Here is a 20,366-nt window from a genome sequence, read left to right on the forward strand (position 1 = left end):
AGGATCGTCGGTCCCGCGCAGGCGGGAACCCATCTCCGGCCTTGCGGCAAGGACAGCGCAGGAGGTGGATTCCCGCCTGCGCGGGAATGACAAAGAAAAGAAGCGACAGGGGGCGAACGGGCATGACCAACACAAGCGGCATCGGGGAAATGTGGCGGCACAAACGGGTGCTGTCGGCCAGCCTGATCGGCACGGCGGTCGAATTTTACGACTTCTACATCTACGCCACCGCCGCCAGCCTGATCTTCCCCTCGCTCTTCTTCCCCTCCTCCTCGCCCTCGGCGCAGTTGATGGCGTCCTATGGCAGCCTCGCCCTCGCCTTCTTCGCCCGGCCCGTCGGCGCCGCGGTGTTCGGCCATTTTGGCGACCGCATCGGGCGCAAGGCCACTTTGGTCGCCTCGCTAATGCTGATGGGCGGTTGCACCCTGCTCATCGGCTTCCTGCCCACCTATCAGATGATCGGTTACTGGGCGCCGCTGATCCTGTGTCTGTTGCGCTTCGGCCAGGGCTTTGGCCTCGGCGGCGAATGGGGCGGCGCGGCGCTGCTGGCGGTGGAGAACGCCCCGCCGGGCTGGCGCGCGCGCTTCGGCATGTTCCCGCAACTGGGCGCCCCGGTCGGCTTCATCGCCGCCAACGGCCTGTTCCTGATCCTGGGCGCCTTCCTGACCGACGAAGACTTCTTCGCCTGGGGCTGGCGCCTGCCCTTCCTGGGCAGCGCGGTGCTCGTGATTCTCGGCCTCTGGGTCCGCCTCAAGCTGACCGAAACCCCGGAGTTCGCCGCCGCGCAAAAGGAAACCCCACCGCCCGCCGTGCCGCTGGCGACCCTCCTCTCCTCGCACCTCGGCGCGGCGATCGCCGGCACCTTCGCCTGCGCCGCCTGTTTCGCCGTCTACTATATCGCGACCGCCTTCGCGCTCGGCTACGGCACCACCGCGCTCAGGATCGACCGCAGCAGCTTCCTCGCCATCCAGTTAGGCGCGATCCTGTTCATGGCGATCAGCATCGTCATCGCCGGCTGGTGGGCCGATCGCACCAGCCCCACAACCGCACTGGCCTGGGGCTGCGCGGGCACGGTGGCGATGGGCCTCGTCTTCGGCCCGCTGATCGGCACCGGCGCGCTGCTGCCGATCTTCGTGGCGCTCAGCCTGGCGCTGTTCGTCATGGGCTTCATCTACGGCCCGCTGGGGGCATATCTGCCGGCCCTCTTCCCGATCCAGCTACGCTATACCGGCGCGTCCTTTGCCTTCAACCTGGGCGGCATTGTCGGCGGCGCGCTCGCCCCGATCGTCGCCACTTGGCTGATCGGCGCACAGGGCGTCGCTTGGGTCGGCCTCTACATGTCGGCGGCCGCGCTCCTCAGCCTCGTCGGTCTCTGGTTCACCAGCCGGACGTCCGCGATCAGATAGGCTTGCGCATCAGCAGCATCGGCACGCCGCTATCCTCGAACGGCCGCACCCCCTCGAACCCGAAACTGCGGTAGAGCGGCACCCCGGCCATCGTGCCGGTCAGTTCCAGCGCGGCAAAGCCCTCCCCCTTCGCCGCCGCCTCGCACAGCGACAGGATCAGCGTGCCCACGCCTTTGCGCACATGATCGGGGTGGGTGTACATCGCCCGCACTTTTGCCGGCTCGGTCGCCGGGTCAAGCAGCCGGTCGTCCCGCCCCGCGCTATGATTGCCGCCATAGGGTGTCGCCCGACGGCTCCACCCGCCGCATCCGGCGATGGCGCCCGCATCCTCGATGACGAAATAGGTGCCGTCCGCGATCAGCCGGCTGTCCAGCCCCATGAAGGCGTGGCTGGCCGCGACCTGGCCGGGGGTCAGCCAGGCGGATTGCAAATCTTCGATGGCGCGGGTCATCAGCGCCGACAGGCGCGGCTCGTCGGCCATGGTGGCAAGGCGATGGGTCAGCGGCATATTATGTCCTGCAACGAAAACGGCCGATCCTGCAAGGGACCGACCGTCAATCGTCGCTGTTATGCAGGGATCAGAATTTGAAACCGACCTTCCCGTACCAGAAGCCGCCGTTGAAGCCGAAGGGCGACACGTCGGGATAGATGTCGCCGGTGAATCGGCCGCCGGTCGAACCATAGACCGGACCCAACGTCCCTTTGGTGTTGGAATATTTGTCGGGATAGTTGCTGAAGAGGTTCTGCACACCCACGCTCAGGGTGAAATTGTCGTTCACTTCATAGCTGCTCTCGAAGTCGAACACGAACTCGCTGCCGAACGTCTGCGACACCGGGCCGTCATCCGTCTGGGTATATTTGCCATACCAGTTCATGCGCGCCAGCACGGAGAAGGGACCGCTGTTCCAATTCTCGGTCAGGATGACGCGGGTCTTGGGCAGGGTCTTTTCCAGCTGGGCGACGCGAACATCGGATACGATGTCGGGATCGCGTGCGATGACCTTGGTCTTGTTATAGTTGAACGCCAGCGTGGTGCTGAAACTGCCCATGGTGTCCGTCGCAAAGCGATAGCTGCCGACGACGTCCACACCCTGGGTGCGGGTATCGAAGGCGTTGGTCAGGAACTGCACTTCGTTGACGGTCGCATAGTTGGCCAACCCCAGCGACTGGAGTGTGGGCCGCTGGTCATTGGTGATTTCGAACGTGCCGGATGTGCCGATCCGGTCCTTCACCTTGATGTTGTAATAGTCGATCGAGAGCGTGAAGCCCGGCGCAGGCGTGAACACGCTGCCGAGCGAGAAGCTGACCGACTCTTCGGGCTTGAGCGGCGTTGCGCCCAGGAAGGCCGCGACCGGGCTGGTGACCGGCAGCGTCATCGATTCGATCGCGTTGGGATTGCCGGGATTGAAGCCGGTCGCGATACTGCTGCTGTTGACCTGGCCCGGCGTCGGCGCGCGGAAGCCCGTCGCCACCGTGCCACGCAGGGCGACGATATCGGGAACGACCGCGTAACGGGCCGAAAATTTGCCGGTGGTCGAATTGCCGAAGTCGGACAGATGCTCATAGCGGCCAGCGATGCCGAAGGAGAGTTGTTCGGTGACGTCCCCTTCGATGTCGATATACAGCCCCTTGGAATTGCGGCTGCTTTCGCCGGCGATGGCCGGGCCGTAACCGGGGAAGCCATTGGCGCCGACCGGCAGCGTGACCGACAGTTGCGATCCGTCGGCGTTCAATACCGGCGTGCCGTCCTGATGGAAGACAAGGTTCCCGGTATATTGCCCGATCGCGTAGGAGGCCGCGTCGCCCAGACCTAATTCATAGGATTCGCGGAAATATTGGCCGCCAAAGGCGATGGTGACGGGGCTGGCGAAGCCGACTTCCCAGGGATAGCTGAAGTCCGCATTGATCAGCGTTTCGCGCTGCTCCAGCTTGCCCAGGTAGAATTCGTTCGGCGACGTGATGCCCAGCGACGGGTTCATCGTGCCGTTCATCGTGTAGCGCAGCGTCGACTGGCCATAGCTGCCAGAAATGTCATAGTTCAGGCCGAAGCCTAATTTGCCCTTATAGCCGACGGTGCCTGAAATATCGTCGATCTTGCCAAAGAAGATCGGCGTGAAGCCGCCAGGATAGACGCAGCTCCAATTCTGGACCAGCGGGTCGGAACAGGTCGCGACCTGGGTATAGTCGCGCGTCGTGACTTCATAATCGTTGGGCGCATAGACATTCCCGCCCGCAGCGCCAGTCTGGATGCCCGGCAGCGTGTTGTCGAAGTCCGTGAAGTAATCGTTGAAGATGCCGTTCTTGCCGAAGCTGTTGCCTTCGATATCGACGCCGGACGTATTGACCGACTGGCGATAGTTGAAGCTTTCTTCCTGGAAGCTGTGACCATAATTGCCGAAGAAATAGACGCTGCTGTCATCGCCCAGGTCAAACCCGCCATTGACGAAGAAGCGGTAGGATTCCATCGCCGGATTGCCGTAGCGCTGCGCCAGGGCCGGCACGCCAATGGTGGGCTGCTCCTGCGCCAGTAGATGCGCGCCGGCGCGCGTGACACCGCGGCTGGTCTTGGCCGCATTCACATATTCGCCGCTGATGTTGATGAAGCCGCTGTCGCCCAGCTTGAACCCGCCGTTCAAGGCGAGCTGATAATCCTCGCCATCGCCGCGATAAAATTGGCCGTAGCGGGCATAGCCCGAAATGCCGTCCGTATCGTCGCGCAGGGTCATGTTGATGACCCCGGCGATGGCGTCCGATCCGTATTGCGCCGATGCGCCGTCGCGCAGCACTTCGACCGCGCGGACCGCAATGGCGGGCACCTGCGCCAAATCGGCGGAATGGGCGCCGGCGGACTGGGCGTTGGCGCCGATCTGGACCAGCGCGGAACGGTGCATACGCTTGCCGTTGATCATCACCAGCGTCTGGTCGGGCGCCAGGCCGCGCAGGTTGGGCGGACGCACAAAGGACGAGCCATCGCCAATGGCGTAGCGCGCGACCGAGAAGGAGGGAACGAGGTTCTGGATCACCTGGTTCATGTCGGCCGTGCCCTGCTTTTGCAGTTCAACGCCGGAATAGACATCGATCGGCGTGGGCGATTCCGCCACGGTGCGATCGGTGCGGCGGGTGCCGGTCACGATGATGGTCTGGCCCGGTTCGGCGGCGGCAGTCTGCGGCGGCGCATCCTGCGCAAGAACAGGCATGGAAGAACAGAGAGAAACAGCAATTGCGCTGCGTGAAATCAGACCCTTATACTTCATCAAAAAAGCCCCCTATTTCTCTTTTACAGAGGCCTTTTCGACATCCCCCACCTTATTTTATTTTCAACGTCATGAAGTTGCAAAATTCCCCGACCGAAACTGAAAGTTTCAGTGCAACTACAATCCGTAACAATTGGAAACGGAAGGCTGACATAAATCCACCATCAACAAAATGGCCCTTTTTGCCGCAGCGCAAAATCTTTCGCACGGGACAAAGCCGGACGATCGTCAAATTTTGTCAAATCCTTGTAACATAACGAAAAAGGCGGCGACCTTGGGGGTCGCCGCCTGTATCTTTTTTACAACTGTCAAGAAGCGTTGTTAGACGCTCAATCTTGCCGTCATCAGCCTTCGCGGTTGTCGCGGCGCTCGGCGATGCGAGCGCGCTTGCCGGTACGGCCACGCAGATAGTAAAGCTTCGCACGACGCACGACGCCACGGCGGACGACGGTGATCGAATCGAGGTTGGGCGAATAGAGCGGGAACACGCGCTCCACGCCTTCGCCGAACGAAATCTTGCGCACGGTGAAGTTCGAACCCATGCCCTTGTTCGAACGGGCGATGCACACGCCTTCATAGTTCTGAACGCGGCTACGCTCGCCTTCAATGACCTTCACGCCGACGCGCAGCGTGTCGCCAGGGCGGAATTCGGGGATGTCCTTGCCGAGGGCGGCGATGTTTTCCGCCTCGATCTGCTGGATGATGTTCATGTCAACTCAGTCCTTGGTCGTTCGTTGCGCACCAGAGGGCGACTGGACCCGAACGCCGATGTGACGTTCCCAAAGGTCCGGCCGCCTTAGCCGTGTATCATCCTCCGCCTGTTGTTTCCGCCAGGCGGCGATCTTCGCATGATCCCCCGATCGCAACACTTGCGGGATCGCGCGCCCCTCCCATTCTACCGGGCGGGTATAATGCGGATATTCGAGCAATCCCGTTTCAAAGGATTCCTCGACTCCGCTGGAAGCCGCGCCCATTACACCGGGAAGCAGCCGAACACAAGCATCGAGCAGCAGCAAAGCCGCCATTTCCCCGCCCGACAGGATGATGTCTCCCATGCTGACCTGCTCGATCGGCCGGGCGTCGAAGATACGCTCGTCAAACCCCTCGAACCGGCCGCAGACCAGGGTCACGCCTGGCCCTTCCGCCAGGCTGCGCACGCGCGCCTGGGTGATGGGCGCGCCGCGCGGCGTCATCGCCAACACGGGCAGGTCGGGCCGCTTCTCCAGCGCGTGATCCACCGCCTTGGCCATGATGTCCGCACGCAGCACCATGCCCGCGCCGCCGCCCGCGGGCGTATCGTCAACGGTGCGATGCCGGTCGGCGGCGAAATCGCGGATGTGAATCGGGTCGCACGCCCACTTCCCCTCGCTCAGCGCTCGCCCCGCCAGCGAAACGCCCAGCGGCCCCGGAAACATCTCTGGATAGAGGGTCAATATCTGCGCAGCGAAGCTCATTTCCGGCGCGACCGCAACCAGGCCGCGGACGCTCCTCCGCCCATACACAACAGGCCACAGATCAACAGCGCGACACCGATGCTCTGGAGCAGCCCTGCAAAGGGTCGTTCGGGGTGCAGCACACCAGGGATCAGGACCAGCAGAGGGATCGGGCATACCAGCGCGACCGCGCTGACGACCTTCACGCCGCGCGACCAGTCGACGCCGAACAGGCGCCAACCGGCGGCCAGCATTGCCAGAAGATAAAGAGCGGTGAGTATTTGCGCCATGGCCCGCGCTTAGGATAAGCGCGCCGCCTCGTCCAGTTTCGCCTCGCCTGCCTGTCGCTCAGGGGGTCTTTACGGACAGTTTGAGTTCCTGAATCTGCGCACCCTGCGTCGGCGCGAGCAGGATAGACCCCGCCACGCGCCCCTTTTCGCAGGTCCAGGTAAAGCTGCCCGACAGATTGCCGCCGGCCTTGATCGGCGCGTCGGTGCGGCACGCCCCGACCTCGCTTTTCAACGCGGCAAGCTTCTTGCGCCAACTGTCCATGTCGCTGTCCATCAGGAAGTTCATCGCCAGCCGATCCTGCGCGCCCTGCACGCCGCCAGCGGCATAGATGCGCCCGGTCGCGGCATAGCCATCCGCCAGCAGGGGCGACACCGCCTGCGTCCGCTCGACCAGCACGCCGGCCTTCTGCAACGCCATGGCCGCGTCCCAGGCGGGGCCAGCGCCGCCATTATAGGTGCGGTTGGTGAAGACGAAGATGCCAACGCCATGGTCGGGCATCAGCATCACATGGCTGCCATAGCCGGGATAGCCGCCGCCATGGGCCAGCGTCAGGCCCAGGTCGCAATCCTGCGCCACCCGCATACCAAAACCATAGGCAGCCGCCTGACGACAGGCGGACGGGCCACTGGCGCCATATCGCGGGGCGAGGCTAACGAAATTACTCCCCTCCGCCAGCATCCGCACCGCCGATCGCGGCGCCGGTCCGGCATCGGGATCGTCCCGCGCGGGCCAGGCGGACAGCAGGAAGGCGACCCAGCGCGCATAATCATTGGCGCTGGTCTGTAGCCCGCCCATCGCGCCGAATGCGCCGTCGCGCATCGTCGGCTCCGCCTTCCATCGCCCTTCTTCCCAGCGATAGCCGATCGCGCGCCGATCAAGCGGCCATTCGTCCACCGCATAGCCGCTCGACGCCATCCCCAGCGGCATCAGCAACGTCTGTTCGACATAGCGGCGATAGGGCTGACCGGAGACAGTGGCGATGATCCGGCCCAGCAGCGCGAAGCCGAAATTGCTATATTCATAATGGCTGCCCGGCGCGCTGCTGAACGGCACCCCCTGTTGCAGCATCCGGGTGAAGTCCGCTTCCGGCAGCGGCGTCTGGCGGTCGCCCCAGGGATTGTCGTCGACCAGGCCCGCGCTATGGGTCAGCAGGTCGCGGATGCGGATGCGCGGACTATCCTTGGTCGGATAGGTCCAGGCGCGCATCTCCGGCACATAGGTTTCGGCCAGATCATCGAGCGAGAGCTTGCCCTCTTCCCGCAGCTTCAGGATCGACAGCGCGGTGAAGGCCTTGGTCATCGACGCGATGCGGAACAGGCTGTCCGGCGTCGCCGGCCGCTTATGGACCAGATCCTGTACGCCCAACCCCTTCACATGGACCAGTCGCCCGTCGGCGACGATGCCGTACACCAATCCGGGCGCGTGGCTATCCACTTGGAAATCGGCGAACAGGCGATCAATTGCGGGGATCGCCTGCGCGATCTTCTGCGCGTCGGCGGCGTGGACCGGACACACGGCAGCAATCATCAACAGCAGGCAGGCGGCAAGGCGCATCGAAACATCCCTCCAGCAACGGAGGATCAACCATGCCACGCTGCATCATGGCCGCAAGGGACATTTACCCCTTATTCGACGAAGATCGCGTCAATGATGGCGCGGTCCGCCTCCAGCGTCACCGCATGCATCGGCGCCATGAAACGCTTGCCCTTCTTGCCTTCCACCGATGGCCGTTCGACCTCGATGATGTCGCCCGCGCCGAAATTCTCGATCGCAATGATCTCGCCCAGCGCCTCGCCCGCACTAGACAGGCAGGACAGGCCGATAATGTCGGCATGATAATATTCGCCCTCGCCCAGCGGCGGCAGGGCGGAACGGGGCACGGTCAGCGCCGTGCCGCGCAAGGCTTCGGCTTCACCGCGTGTCCCGATCTCGGCGAAACGGGCGACCGCGCCATTGGGACCGGGGCGAACCGACTTCAACGTCAATATGCGCCCGGCCGCATTGAAGCTTTTGTAGCTTTTGAGGCTTTCGGCCCCTTCGCCAAAGAGCTTCAGACGGACATCGCCCGCCACTCCATGCGCACCGATGATCGCGGCGAGAGTGACGGGCTTGTCGGTCAAGAGGCTCAGCCTTCGGCCTGTTCGGCAGCGACTTCTGCAGCCGGCGCTTCTTCAGCAGCCGGAGCCGGAGCAGCGGCGGCCTCGGCAGCGGCCGCCTTGGCGGCTTCGGCGGCTTCAGCCGCTTCGGCGGCCTTGGTGGCGCGGTCTTCAGCGCGATCCTTGGCCTTCTGGCCCGGCTCCGCCTTCTTGGGGTTGTTGCGCACGATGCGCTCCTTCACGCCGGCGGCGTCCAGGAAGCGGGCGACGCGGTCGGTCGCCTGGGCGCCGGCGGCAACCCAATGCTTCGCACGCTCGACGTCCAGAACGACGCGCTTCTCGTCGCCCTTGGGCAGGACGGGATTGTAGCTGCCGATGCGCTCAATGAACTTGCCGTCACGCGGGGCGCGGCTGTCGGCCACGACGATGCGATAATAGGGACGCTTCTTGGAGCCGCCGCGCGACAAACGAATGGAGGTTGCCATGGAATTTGACCTTTCTACTCAAACCAAAAATGTGGGAATTGCTTACTTCTTCATGAAATTTTGAAAACCGGGTGGAAGCTTGGGCATGTTGCCGCCCAATCCGCCCAGGCCCGACAGATCGGGTCCACCCCCGCCTGCGCCGCCGTCCGGGCCGCCAAGGCCGCCCAATCCGCCCATGCCACCGCCGCCGGTGAACATCTTGGCCAGCCCTTTCAGGCCGCCCATCTTGCGGATCTTCTTCATCGCGCCTTCCATTTCCTGATGCATTTTCAGGAGACGGTTGACGTCCTGCACGGTGCGGCCCGCGCCCTTGGCGATCCGAATCTTGCGCTTGGCGTTGATCAGGGCGGGCTTCTCCCGCTCCTTGGGCGTCATGGAGCCGATCATGGCGTCCAGATGCACCAGCGTCTTGTCGTTCGCGCCGCTATTGGCCATCGCCGCCTGGGCCTTTTTCAAGCCCGGCAACATGCCCGCCAGCGCGCCCAGACCGCCCATGCGGCGCATCTGGTTCAACTGGCTGCGCAGGTCGTTCATGTCGAACTGACCCTTGGCCATTTTCTTGGCCAGCTTGTCGGCTTCCTCCGCATCGATCGTCTCGGCGGCGCGCTCGACCAGGCTGACGACGTCGCCCATGCCCAATATGCGCTGCGCGACACGCTGCGGATGGAACAGCTCCAGCGCATCGAGCTTTTCGCCGGTGCCGGCGAACTTGATCGGGCGGCCGGTGACGGCCCGCATCGACAGTGCCGCACCACCACGCGCATCGCCGTCCATGCGGGTCAGCACCACGCCGGTCAGCGGCACCTGGCTTGAGAAGTTCGTCGCGACATTGACCGCATCCTGGCCGGTCAGCGAATCGACCACCAGCAGGATTTCAGCGGGGTTGGAGGCGTCGGCGACCGCCTTCATCTCGTCCATCAACGCCTGGTCGACATGCAGCCGACCGGCGGTGTCGAGCATCACCACGTCGAAGCCCTGCAGCTTCGCCGACTGGAGCGCGCGCTTGGCGATATCCACCGGCTGCTGGCCCGCCACGATCGGCAGCGTGGCGACGTCGATCTGCGTGCCCAGCACGGCCAACTGTTCCTGCGCGGCCGGACGCTGGACGTCGAGCGACGCCATCAGTACCTTCTTGCGCTCTTTTTCCTTCAGGCGCTTGGCGATCTTGGCAGTCGTGGTTGTCTTGCCCGACCCCTGCAAGCCGACCATCATAATGACGGCGGGCGGGGTCACGTCGATCAGCAGGTCGGACGCTTCGGAACCCAGCGTTTCGGTCAGCGTGTCGGAGACGATCTTGACGACCATCTGCCCCGGCGTGACCGACCGCAGCACGTCGCTGCCGACCGCCCGTTCGGTGGCCTGATCGACGAACTGGCGCACGACCGGCAACGCGACGTCGGCCTCCAGCAGCGCGATTCGCACTTCACGCATCGCGGCGCGGACATCGTCCTCCGTCAGCGCGCCGCGCCCACGCAGTTTGTCGAATACCCCACTCAGACGATCGCTTAGCGAATCGAACATCATCACCTCATTTGGGCCACAAAGGCCCGGAAAATCCCGCATCCCTGCCAAACGACAAAATCGCCGGTGGGCGAAACCTCGCCAACCAGCGTCCATCCGATGCCCCATATGGGCGTCCTGGATTTGTCAGGGACCGGACGGCAGACCGCCCGATTGCACGGCGCCCTTAGCGCAAGGGCGTCCATGATGCAAGCGATCCGGGGCGAGGCACGCGGACGGCAGCCGGATGCAAATTTGGCCACAGCTTGCACAATGCGCTGCTTTACGCCAGCACAACAGCCCAAGTTGAATATCGGGGAGCCTAGGATCATGAGCTGGACACGCCGCAAGCCCATGGAGGCGATGACACCCAAGGATGCGGGCCATCAACTGGCGCGCACCCTGTCCTGGCCGCATCTGCTGGCGCTGGGCGTCGGCGCGATCGTGGGCACCGGCATCCTGACTCTGATCGGCGTTGGCGCGGACCGCGCCGGACCGGCCGTCCTGCTCTCCTTCGCCATAGCGGGCGCGATCTGCGCCTGCGCCGCGCTCGCTTATGCCGAATTGTCGACCATGATGCCCGCGGCGGGCAGCGCCTACAGCTATAGCTATGTCGCGCTGGGCGAAGGCATCGCCTGGGTCGTGGGGTGGAGCCTGATCCTGGAATATAGCCTGGTCGTGTCCACCGTGGCGGTGGGCTGGTCGGGCTATGCCGCGCCTTTGCTCACTGCGATCGGCTTCCCGAAGATGTTGACGCAGGGACCGGAACTGGGCGGCCTTATCAACCTGCCCGCCATCTTCATCATCGCCGTGGTCGCCGGACTGCTGATGCTCGGCACGCGCGAAAGCGCGCGCCTCAACACCATTCTCGTACTCATCAAGATCGTGACGCTCAGCCTGTTCGTCGCTTATGCCCTGCCCGCCTTCGACGCCCAAAATCTGGAACCATTCATGCCCTTCGGCTTCGCCAAGCATATGGGGCCGGACGGGGTCGAACGCGGGGTGATGGCGGCGGCCGCGATTATCTTCTTCGCCTTCTACGGTTTCGACGCGATTTCGACCGCAGCGGAGGAAGCCAAGAACCCGGACCGTGATCTCGCCATCGGCATCGTCGGATCGCTCATCATCTGCACCCTCATCTATGTTCTGGTGGCCGCCGCCGCGATCGGCGCCCTGCCCTTCACCCGCTTTGCCGACAGTCCCGAACCGCTGGCGCTGATCCTGCGCGAAATGGGCCAGGGCGGCATTGCCCGCATCGTCGCCATCGCCGCGGTCATCGCGCTGCCCACCGTACTGCTGGGCTTCCTCTACGGCCAGAGCCGCATCTTCCTGGTGATGGCGCGCGACGGATTCCTGCCGCAAAGCCTGGCGAAGATTTCCAAGCGCGGTACGCCCGCGCGCATCACTGCCGTCACCGCCGCGCTGGTCGCCGTCATCGCCGGTTTGCTGCCGATCGACGAGATCGCCGCGCTGGCCAATGCCGGCACGCTGATCGCCTTCACCGCCGTAGGCTGGTGCCTGCTCGTCCTGCGCCGCCGCAGCCCAGACCTCCGCCGCCCCTTCCGCACGCCGGCCGCCTGGTTCGTCGGCGTGGGCGCGATCGGCGGCTGCGCCTATCTGTTCGTCAGCCTGCCGATGAAGACGATCCTCGCCTGTCTGGTGTGGAATGCGATCGGTTTACTCGTCTATTTTCTGTACGGGCAGAAGCGGGCGACCGCGGCGTAGGGAGATCGAACGAAATAATTCCTGCACATTCGACGTTCACGCCAGCAATCGATGAAGCCGGTCAGCGACGCTATAATGTCTATGACGGGCATTTGACATGGATTTTACCCGGTCGCTCTGGATCAATCAGAATTAGAAAGCCCGCGCCACCTCAGCCCGACATGGAATTGACAGTCCAGAAATTGCCTGACGGCACGCGCGAAAAATTGTTCGGCTTGTCACCAGATTGGATACAGCAGGACAGATGGTCGCGTGAGACCAGGTCCGAGCAATCCTAAAGAGATAAAACTCGCCAAAGTTGCCTGTGAGCAAGCTAAAGCCATGCCTGTGGGAGATCACCAAGGACAAGGACGGCAATTCCATCTCAGTAGTGCGAGGCCTGAGCATATTATTCAAGGTAGCAGAATAACCACGGACTCGCCTTTTCCCTCCACCCCCACTACATGCCCGCCCATGGGACGCTTCTCCAAAATGCACGGCCTGGGCAATGATTTCGTTGTGATCGACGCGCGCGATGGCGCGGTCGAGATGACGGAAGCGCGCGCCCGCGCCGTCGCCGATCGTCACGCCGGGATCGGCTGCGATCAATTGATCCTGATCGGCAACGCCCCCGACGCGGACGTGTCGATGCAGATATTCAACGCCGACGGCAGCGAAGTGGAAGCTTGCGGCAACGCGACCCGCTGCGTGCCCCTGTTCGTCGGCCGCGACGTGCTGATCCGCACCAAGGCCGGCCTGCTCGACGCCAAGAGCGTGGATGGCGGCGCCAGCGTCGATATGGGCGCACCCCGTTTCGACTGGGACGCGATCCCGCTCGCCTATCCCATGGACACGCTGACCATGAGCGCGAGTTGGGAAGAGCTGCCCGCCCCCGCCGCGGTCAATGTCGGCAACCCGCATGTCATCTTCTTCGTGGACCATCTGGACGGTGTGAACTTCGACCGTCTCGGCCCGCTGATCGAGCATGATCCGTTGTTCCCGGCGCGCGTGAACGTCAATTTCGCGCAGGTCGTGGGCGACGATCATCTCCGTCTGGTGGTATGGGAACGCGGCGCGGGGCTGACGCGCGCCTGCGGCACGGGCGCCTGCGCCACCGCCGTCGCCGCCGTCCGCCGCAAGCTGGTGACGGGGCCGGTGACGGTCAGTCTGCCGGGCGGCGATCTGGTGATCGACTGGGCGCCGGGCGGCACGATCCGCATGACCGGACCCGCCACCCATGTCTTCGACGGTGAGGCTGACTGGGGCCGCTTCTGATGCCCCCTGCCTCAACCAAAGCGCCGGACATCATCACCATGGGCTGCCGCCTCAATATCGCGGAGAGCGAGGCGATTCGCGACATGGCGGCCGGCCAGGACGATCTGATCGTGGTCAATAGCTGCGCCGTGACGGCCGAAGCGGTGCGCCAGACCCGCCAGGCGATCCGCCGCGCCCGCCGCGAACGGCCCGACGCCCGCATCCTCGTCACCGGCTGCGCCGCCCAGACCGAGCCGGAGACCTTCGCCGCCATGGCCGAAGTCGATGGCGTGATCGGCAATCGGGAGAAGATGGAGGCGAGCAGCTTCGCCGCGATAACCGAGAAGGTCCGCGTATCCGACATCATGGCCGTCCGCGACACCGCCCCGCATATGGCCAGCGCTTTTGCCGACCATGCCCGCGCGTTTCTGGAGGTCCAGAATGGCTGCGATCATCGCTGCACCTTCTGCATCATTCCCTATGGCCGGGGGAACAGCCGCTCTGTCCCCGCCGGCGCGGTGGTGGACAAGGCGAAACAACTGGTCGATGCCGGCTATAGCGAAATCGTGCTGACCGGCGTGGATGTCACCAGCTATGGCTCCGACCTGCCGGGCAGCCCCTCGCTCGGCCTGTTGATCGAACGCCTGCTGATGGGCGTGCCCGACCTCCCCCGCTTGCGCCTGTCGTCGATCGACAGCGTGGAAATAGACGATCGGCTATTCGATCTCATCGCGCATGACCCGCGTATGATGCCGCACCTGCATCTCTCGCTACAGGCGGGCGACGACATGATCCTCAAGCGCATGAAGCGTCGTCATAGCCGCGCCGACGCCATTGCCATCGTGGAACGGCTCAACGCCGCCCGCCCCGACATCAGCATTGGCGCGGACATCATCGCAGGCTTCCCTACCGAGGAGGAGGCGATGTTCGAAAACAGCTTGGCCCTCATCGATGAATGCGACATCGTGCACGGCCATATTTTCCCCTATTCGCCGCGCGCCGGCACGCCGGCCGCACGGATGCCACAGGTCGATCGCGCGACGATCAAGGCGCGCGCTGCCCGCCTGCGTGACGCATGCGCCGCGCGACGCGAGGCCTGGCTGCGCAGCTTGATCGGCACCACCCAATCGGTGCTGGTCGAGCGCAGCGGGTTAAGCGGCCACGCCGAAAATTTCGCGCCAGTCCGCTTCATGACGGCACAGTCCTCCTCCTCCATCGTCCCTGCTACCATCACGGCGCTTGAGAATGGCGCGCTGATCGCGCAAGAGGCGCAGCAATGACAGACACCGGCACCAGCTGGCGCGACCGCCTCTTCGGCGGGCTGAAGCGCACATCCGACAGGCTTGGCGACAACCTCACCGGCCTTTTCTCCAAGGCGGCGCTCGACGACCAGACGTTGGACGAGATCGAAGAAGCCCTGATCGTTTCAGACCTTGGCCCCGCCATGGCCGCGCGCGTGCGCGAACGGCTGTCCGAAGGGCGCTTCAACAAGGAGCTGACCGAGGAATATCTGCGCGCGATCATCGCGGAAGAGATCGAGAAGGTGCTCGCCCCGGTCGCCCGCCCGTTGGAGATCGAAGCCTTCCCGCGGCCGCAGGTCATCTTGGTGATCGGCGTCAACGGATCAGGCAAGACCACCACCATAGCCAAGCTCGCCAATAATTTCCTGGAGCAGGATTATGGCGTGATGCTGGCCGCAGGCGATACCTTCCGCGCGGCGGCCATCGGCCAGCTCAAGGTCTGGGCCGAGCGTCTGGGCATCCCCATCGTCGCCGGCAAGGAAGGCGGCGACGCGGCGGGCATCGTATTCGACGCGGTCAAGCAGGCGACGGAAACCGGCATCGACGTGCTGATCGTGGACACGGCCGGGCGCCTTCAGAACAAGACCGAATTGATGGACGAACTGTCCAAGGTGCGCCGCGTGCTGGGCCGATTGAACCCGGCCGCCCCGCACGACGTTGTGCTGGTTCTGGATGCCACCACGGGACAGAATGCGTTGAACCAGATCGAAGTCTTCAAGGAAACCGCGCAGGTGACGGGGTTGGTCATGACCAAGCTCGACGGCACGGCGCGCGGCGGCGTGCTGGTCGCGGCGGCGGAGAAATTTCGTCTACCCATCCACGCCATCGGCGTTGGCGAAAAGATCGAGGATCTGCGCCCCTTCGATGCGGGCGACATGGCGCGCGCCATTGCAGGGACGGCCTATGCCCGCTGACGCCAAGCCCGCCGCAAAGCCTGCCCATGGCGGCACGCTTAGCCTGGCGCTCGATTTCGGGCCGCTGCTGGTGTTCTTCCTGACCTATAAGGGCGCCGGCTGGCTCATGGGGGCGGGTAATCCGATCACCGCTATGACCTTCGGCACGGCCGCCTTCATGGCGGCGATCGTGATTGCGGTGATCCTCTCGAAAGTGAAGCTGGGCCGGGTGTCGCCGATGCTGTGGCTGTCGGCGCTGCTGATCCTGTTTTTCGGCGGCCTCACCATCTATTTCCATGATCAGAGCTTCATCCAGTTAAAGCCCACGATCATCTACAGCTTCTTCGCGCTGATGCTGTTCGCAGGCCTGTTACGTGGCAAGCCGCTACTCAAATATCTGCTCCAGGCCGCCTATGACGGCCTGAGCGAAACCGGCTGGATGAAGCTGTCGCGCAACTGGGCGCTTTTCTTCGTTGCCATGGCCATCGCGAACGAGCTGATGCGGCGGTCGATGAGCTTCGACAGCTGGCTGGCGGTCAAGGTCTGGGGCGTGACCATCGTGTCGATCGTCTTCGCCGCCGCCAACATTCCGATGCTGATGCGCCACGGCCTGACGCTGGGCGACAGCCTCGACAGCGACGAGGTCGGCGAAACCACCCCGCCCCAGGGATAAGCGCTTATTTCTGCGATCGTTTCGCAATAGGCACATATCTGTTTTCTTGGGCGTTGGGGGAGCATATGGGAAGCGGCGGAGGCGTCCACGCCCCGCATGGACCATATGACCAATCGGCCGCTCCGACCTGCGTGCGGCCGCCCCATAACGAACCCGAGGAGTTCCGCCATGGCTTTTGTTCTGCCCGACCTGCCCTATGCCAAGGATGCTTTTGGCGACATCCTGTCCGTCGAAACCTTCGATTTCCACCATGGCAAGCATCACAACGCCTATGTGGTAAAGGCCAATGAACTGGTCGCCGCCGACGCCAGCCTTCAGGGCAAGTCGCTGGTCGAACTGATCAAGTTGGCCAAGGGCGGCCTGTTCAACCAGGTCGGCCAGATCTGGAACCACACATTCTACTGGCAGTCGCTCTCGCCGACCAAGACCGCGCCGACCGGCGAACTGCTGGCCAAGATCGAAGACGCCTTCGGCTCGGTCGATGCGCTGATCGAAAAGCTGAAGGCGGAGGCCGTCGGCCATTTCGCCAGCGGCTGGGCCGCACTGGTCCTCAAGGACGGCAAACTGGAAGTGACCAGCTATCATGACGCCGACACCCCTGTCGCCCATGAAGGCCATGCGCCGCTGCTGATCGTCGATGTGTGGGAACATGCCTATTATATCGACTATCGCAACCTGCGCCCCAGCTATGCCGATCGCATCCTCAAGGAAGCGATCAACTGGGACTTCGCAGCGTTGAACCTGGACGGCGAAGGCGCCGACCGCGCCGACCAGCCAGGCTGATTGAAAAAAGGGGGGGCGATCGCATGGACCGGTCCCCCTTTTTTATGCGGCGTGTGGCTGGAGCGATCTGGTCAGGCCGCTTCCAACTGCGCGACAAATTGTTCCGCCGCTCGCTGCAACGCTTTGGCCGTTTGCGACAAACTCGATGCGGCGCTGGAAACGCGCCCCGACAGGCTTTCCGTGTCGCGCGCGACATCGGCCACCCCTTCCATCTGCCGCGTCATGATGGCGGCGTCCTGCGCCGTATCACGCGCCGATTCACCGATAGCGCTGGTCGCATCGCGCTGATCGACGACCGCCCGCTGGATGTCCTCCGCCGCGTCCGCCAGTTGTTCGACGGCGCCGGCGACGTCGGACAGCGCCTCGCGCGCGACGCCAGCCCCCTCACGGGCGGACCAAGCCAGAGCGTGAATTTCGCCGGTCGCGTTGGCGGCCTGACCCGCCAATTGCTTCACTTCTCCGGCCACTACGGCGAAACCGCGGCCGACCTCCCCGGCACGCGCGGCTTCGATCGTGGCGTTGAGCGCCAAAAGATTGGTGCGCGCGGCAATATCCGTGATGGAATTGGCGAAACTAGTGATCGATGTGGTGCGATCCTCCAGATCGTGCACGGCCTGATGCCCTTTAGTCGATACGCGCTGCGCTTCGCCGCCCAGCATCGCCTGCTGGTGCGAGGCGGATGCGATGGCGGTGATCGATTCCGACAACTGGTCGATCCGTCGGGCCAGCATGGTCGCATTGGCGGAAGATTGTTCGGCGATCGCCACCGTCTCTGCGGTGCCCTCGCTCGCACGCTGGGCCAATTGATTGAGTTGCCGGGCCGAATCGTCAAGTTCTTGGGCAGCAGCACCAACCGCGCCCACGATTTCCGCCACTGAATGGCGGAAATCTCCGACCAGCGTCAGCGTGGCCGCCCGCCGATCCGTAGCCATGCGGGCCTTTTCCGCCTCTTGCTGTTCGCGCAGATGCGCAGCGCGTGTCTCCAACTCGCTGCGCGCCGTCATCGCCGCTTCCGCAGCATGACGCCCCTTTTCGGCTTGCTGGGCCAATTGCCCGGCCTGCGCCACATGCCCGTCTAGAGCCAGCAGCATCGCGCGCAACCGAACGGTCAGGTAGCATAATATGGCCGCTTGCAGCACGACCGCCACGCCGTGGATCGTGACGCGACCGATATTGGCATTGTCCGGAAATACCCAGGTCGGCAGGAACAGGCTGAGCGCCAGATGATGGGCAGCCGTCAGCGAAGCCGCCAGCAGGATCGGCCGCCAGTCGTAGAGCAGCGCCAACCCCGCCAGCGCCACGAAGAAGAACATATGGCCGTCCATCTGCCAGCCATAGCCAGACAGCAGATACAGCCCGATCGCCGGTTGCACGGCGGCCAGCGTACCCATGGCCAGACGCGCTTCGAGGTCGCGCCGCTCCCGCATCACGCGGATGGTCGGCAGCGCATTGACCAGTGCGGACAGGAACAGCGCGCGGCCACTATGTTCCGCCCCTAGCAACAGGCCCGCGAGGCCGATCGCCACGGTCCAGATCCAGTTGGCGAACAGGAGAATGCGCAGCCCCTGCAGTCGCAATCGATCCAGGCTGGTCATCGCGCTCACCGAGTCGGTGCTCCGCAACCGCTCATTTGCGTCGACAAGGCGACTATTCCGCGGCGCAGCAGCGCAGGGGCCAGTTCGCCCCGCCTGCCTTCGACCAGCAAGGAGCCTGTCCAAGGGCCTTTCGCGACCAGCCTGGCGCCATTGGCGATAGCGATGGACGCTAGCGCGCGCCTTGCCCCGTCGGTCAATGGCAGCAGGACCATCCGGCCGCTCGTCGGCGGAACAGCATATAGCCCCAGAAGACCAAACAGGATCAGGCCGCATTGCCCCGCCAAGGGCAGGATGCAGCGATAGGGGGCAACCAGCTTCATTCCACCCGAATAGGATATATTGGTAAGGAAAATGTTAAGGATGTTCGGACGCGTTCAAACCCAGAGTTTCCGCCAGTTCATCCAGGTCGGCGCCCGGCCGGACCAACAACCATTCGCGGCTTGCCGCACCATCCACCACGGTCACGGCGCCCTTGGGACATATGCCCAGGCATTTCACCTCAAGCACGCCTGCCGCCGCCTTGCGCCCCGTCTTCAAGGACAGATGCTTGCGTAGCGCCTTGGCCAGTCGTTCGCCCCCACCCGGACCGAAGCCACCGTCCAGCTTCTTGGAACATTTGCGGCAGACCAGCGCCACATTGGACCAATTCGACCGGACCTGATCCTTCAAGCCTCCGCTCCGCGCGGTTTCCAGGTCCGACGCTCTTCGGCCGCACGCAGCACCTCGTAAGCGGCTTGGATCGCCTGGAACCGGACCGCCGCGTCGCTGTCTCCAGGCTTCACATCAGGATGATAGGCTTTGGCGAGCCGCCGCCAGTTCTTCTTCACATCCTCGAAACCGGCGTCGTCTTCCAGCTCCAATGCCTTAAGCGCATGGAGTTCGTCGCGGGATCGGCTCCCATCGCCCGGCCCGCCCCAGCCATGATAGGCGCTTGACTGGTAACCGCCCGCCGCCCGCCGCTCTGTCTTCTCGCGGGCCGCTCGCTCTTCCTCGTCCAACCCCTGAAAATAATCCCAATTACGATTATACTCGCCGGCATGGTCAGCGCAGAAATACCAGCGCTCCGGGCTGTTGGGCGATTTGGGCGCAGGGCAGTCGCCTGGCTTGTCGCAACCGAAGCGATCGCACATGCGCACGCGCTGCGCTTCACGCGCCGCGCCATAGGCGCGCCATCGCGGAAATCCCCAGTCATTGGATCGGCTGTGTCGTGCCATATTGCCGAATTAGGGAATAAGCGGGAGAAACGCTACCCCGCCTGGGGATTTCGAACAGGAAAATGCCAGAGGGCCTGTAAGCCGGGTTCTGTCCACCCTGTTTCCAAGGATAGGCGACCATTCCTCTAGGGAACGGATTGCTCCGCTCCTCAAGCAACCAACCCGGACGGTCTCGGCCGAAACAGGCCTAGCGGTCAAGCCGCGCGCCGCCCCTATTCGGTCTTGCTCCCGGTGGGGTTTACCGTGCCGCCTTGCGTTGCCGCAGACGCGGTGCGCTCTTACCGCACCCTTTCAATTTCGCTTAGCCGAAGCTGTAGCGACCTGCTTTCTGTTGCACTGTCCCTTGGATCACTCCAGCCGGTCGTTAACCGGCACCGTTATTTCGTGGAGCCCGGACTTTCCTCGCCGTGGCGGTTACCCGCCACGCCGCGGCCGCCCGGCCCTCTGGCGAAACGGGCCTTAGACCTATTTTCCGGCTTCGTCA

19 protein-coding genes and 1 other RNA gene are annotated in these 20,366 nt (G+C 63.8%); 7 read left to right on the top strand and 13 right to left on the bottom strand.

The features are described 5' to 3' along the window. Positions 1 to 122: 122 nt before the first annotated feature. On the top strand, positions 123 to 1,406 hold the full coding sequence (locus EWH12_RS10255) for an MFS transporter (protein WP_129926502.1): 1,284 nt from the start codon (positions 123 to 125) through the stop codon (positions 1,404 to 1,406). On the opposite strand, the gene EWH12_RS10260 is transcribed toward EWH12_RS10255, so the two are convergent. The 9 genes from EWH12_RS10260 to ffh form a co-directional block, all read right to left on the bottom strand. Next, positions 1,399 to 1,914 (bottom strand): GNAT family N-acetyltransferase, encoded by a 516-nt coding sequence (locus tag EWH12_RS10260; protein ID WP_129926503.1) that lies wholly within the window; start codon positions 1,912 to 1,914, stop codon positions 1,399 to 1,401. The genes EWH12_RS10255 and EWH12_RS10260 overlap by 8 nt on opposite strands. Before the next feature lie 70 nt (positions 1,915 to 1,984). Further along, the gene (locus tag EWH12_RS10265; RefSeq protein ID WP_066600530.1) at positions 1,985 to 4,660 is read right to left on the bottom strand and encodes a TonB-dependent receptor plug domain-containing protein; all 2,676 of its coding nucleotides are present in this window, start codon (positions 4,658 to 4,660) and stop codon (positions 1,985 to 1,987) included. 344 nt (positions 4,661 to 5,004) lie between these two features. Then, positions 5,005 to 5,370 (bottom strand): 50S ribosomal protein L19, encoded by a 366-nt coding sequence (gene rplS, locus EWH12_RS10270; protein WP_056686454.1) that lies wholly within the window; start codon positions 5,368 to 5,370, stop codon positions 5,005 to 5,007. Between the two features lie 6 nt (positions 5,371 to 5,376). Next, entirely contained in the window at positions 5,377 to 6,114 is a 738-nt protein-coding gene (trmD, locus tag EWH12_RS10275) for a tRNA (guanosine(37)-N1)-methyltransferase TrmD (protein WP_066600527.1), read from the bottom strand. Then, positions 6,111 to 6,383, bottom strand: a complete 273-nt coding sequence (locus tag EWH12_RS10280) for a hypothetical protein (RefSeq protein WP_066600525.1) — start codon at positions 6,381 to 6,383, stop codon at positions 6,111 to 6,113. Before EWH12_RS10280 ends, trmD begins: the two co-directional genes overlap by 4 nt. A gap of 58 nt (positions 6,384 to 6,441) precedes the next feature. Further along, a complete protein-coding gene (locus EWH12_RS10285; protein WP_066600522.1) occupies positions 6,442 to 7,938 on the bottom strand; it encodes a serine hydrolase domain-containing protein in 1,497 nt (498 codons plus the stop codon). Between the two features lie 71 nt (positions 7,939 to 8,009). Further along, positions 8,010 to 8,504: a ribosome maturation factor RimM gene (gene rimM / locus EWH12_RS10290; protein ID WP_066600515.1), complete on the bottom strand. Its 495-nt coding sequence runs from the start codon at positions 8,502 to 8,504 to the stop codon at positions 8,010 to 8,012. 5 nt (positions 8,505 to 8,509) lie between these two features. Further along, complete coding sequence (gene rpsP / locus EWH12_RS10295) at positions 8,510 to 8,965, bottom strand: 30S ribosomal protein S16 (RefSeq protein WP_066600513.1); 456 nt, start codon at positions 8,963 to 8,965, stop codon at positions 8,510 to 8,512. A gap of 42 nt (positions 8,966 to 9,007) precedes the next feature. Beyond that, complete coding sequence (ffh, locus tag EWH12_RS10300; RefSeq protein WP_129926504.1) at positions 9,008 to 10,489, bottom strand: signal recognition particle protein; 1,482 nt, start codon at positions 10,487 to 10,489, stop codon at positions 9,008 to 9,010. Positions 10,490 to 10,795: 306 nt separating this feature from the next. Between ffh and EWH12_RS10305 the strand changes: the two genes are divergently transcribed. From EWH12_RS10305 to EWH12_RS10330, 6 genes are all read left to right on the top strand, one after another. Next, entirely contained in the window at positions 10,796 to 12,190 is a 1,395-nt protein-coding gene (locus tag EWH12_RS10305; protein ID WP_066600509.1) for an amino acid permease, read from the top strand. Positions 12,191 to 12,643: 453 nt separating this feature from the next. Further along, entirely contained in the window at positions 12,644 to 13,444 is an 801-nt protein-coding gene (gene dapF, locus EWH12_RS10310; protein ID WP_129926505.1) for a diaminopimelate epimerase, read from the top strand. After that, positions 13,444 to 14,703, top strand: coding sequence for a tRNA (N(6)-L-threonylcarbamoyladenosine(37)-C(2))-methylthiotransferase MtaB (mtaB, locus tag EWH12_RS10315; RefSeq protein WP_129926506.1), 1,260 nt, complete (start codon positions 13,444 to 13,446; stop codon positions 14,701 to 14,703). The genes dapF and mtaB overlap by 1 nt, the downstream gene beginning before the upstream one ends. Beyond that, entirely contained in the window at positions 14,700 to 15,638 is a 939-nt protein-coding gene (gene ftsY, locus EWH12_RS10320) for a signal recognition particle-docking protein FtsY (RefSeq protein WP_066600500.1), read from the top strand. Before mtaB ends, ftsY begins: the two co-directional genes overlap by 4 nt. After that, positions 15,628 to 16,290, top strand: coding sequence for a septation protein IspZ (gene ispZ, locus EWH12_RS10325; protein ID WP_129926507.1), 663 nt, complete (start codon positions 15,628 to 15,630; stop codon positions 16,288 to 16,290). Before ftsY ends, ispZ begins: the two co-directional genes overlap by 11 nt. A 168-nt stretch (positions 16,291 to 16,458) precedes the next feature. Then, on the top strand, positions 16,459 to 17,073 hold the full coding sequence (locus EWH12_RS10330) for a superoxide dismutase (protein ID WP_129926508.1): 615 nt from the start codon (positions 16,459 to 16,461) through the stop codon (positions 17,071 to 17,073). A 71-nt stretch (positions 17,074 to 17,144) separates the two neighbouring features. Here EWH12_RS10330 and EWH12_RS10335 read toward each other — a convergent pair whose 3' ends face one another. The 4 genes from EWH12_RS10335 to rnpB form a co-directional block, all read right to left on the bottom strand. After that, positions 17,145 to 18,668 carry a methyl-accepting chemotaxis protein gene (locus EWH12_RS10335; RefSeq protein ID WP_129926509.1) on the bottom strand — a complete coding sequence of 508 codons (1,524 nt, stop codon included), beginning with the start codon at positions 18,666 to 18,668 and terminating at the stop codon, positions 17,145 to 17,147. A 354-nt stretch (positions 18,669 to 19,022) separates the two neighbouring features. Then, positions 19,023 to 19,361: a hypothetical protein gene (locus EWH12_RS10345; RefSeq protein WP_066600485.1), complete on the bottom strand. Its 339-nt coding sequence runs from the start codon at positions 19,359 to 19,361 to the stop codon at positions 19,023 to 19,025. Next, positions 19,334 to 19,882, bottom strand: a complete 549-nt coding sequence (locus EWH12_RS10350; RefSeq protein ID WP_066600483.1) for a J domain-containing protein — start codon at positions 19,880 to 19,882, stop codon at positions 19,334 to 19,336. The genes EWH12_RS10345 and EWH12_RS10350 overlap by 28 nt, the downstream gene beginning before the upstream one ends. Positions 19,883 to 19,943: 61 nt before the next feature. Next, an RNA gene (rnpB, locus tag EWH12_RS10355) (RNase P RNA component class A) lies at positions 19,944 to 20,330 on the bottom strand. Positions 20,331 to 20,366 lie beyond the last annotated feature (36 nt).

It is taken from the genome of Sphingobium cupriresistens, assembly GCF_004152865.1.
Taxonomy (GTDB): Bacteria; Pseudomonadota; Alphaproteobacteria; order Sphingomonadales; family Sphingomonadaceae; genus Sphingobium; species Sphingobium cupriresistens.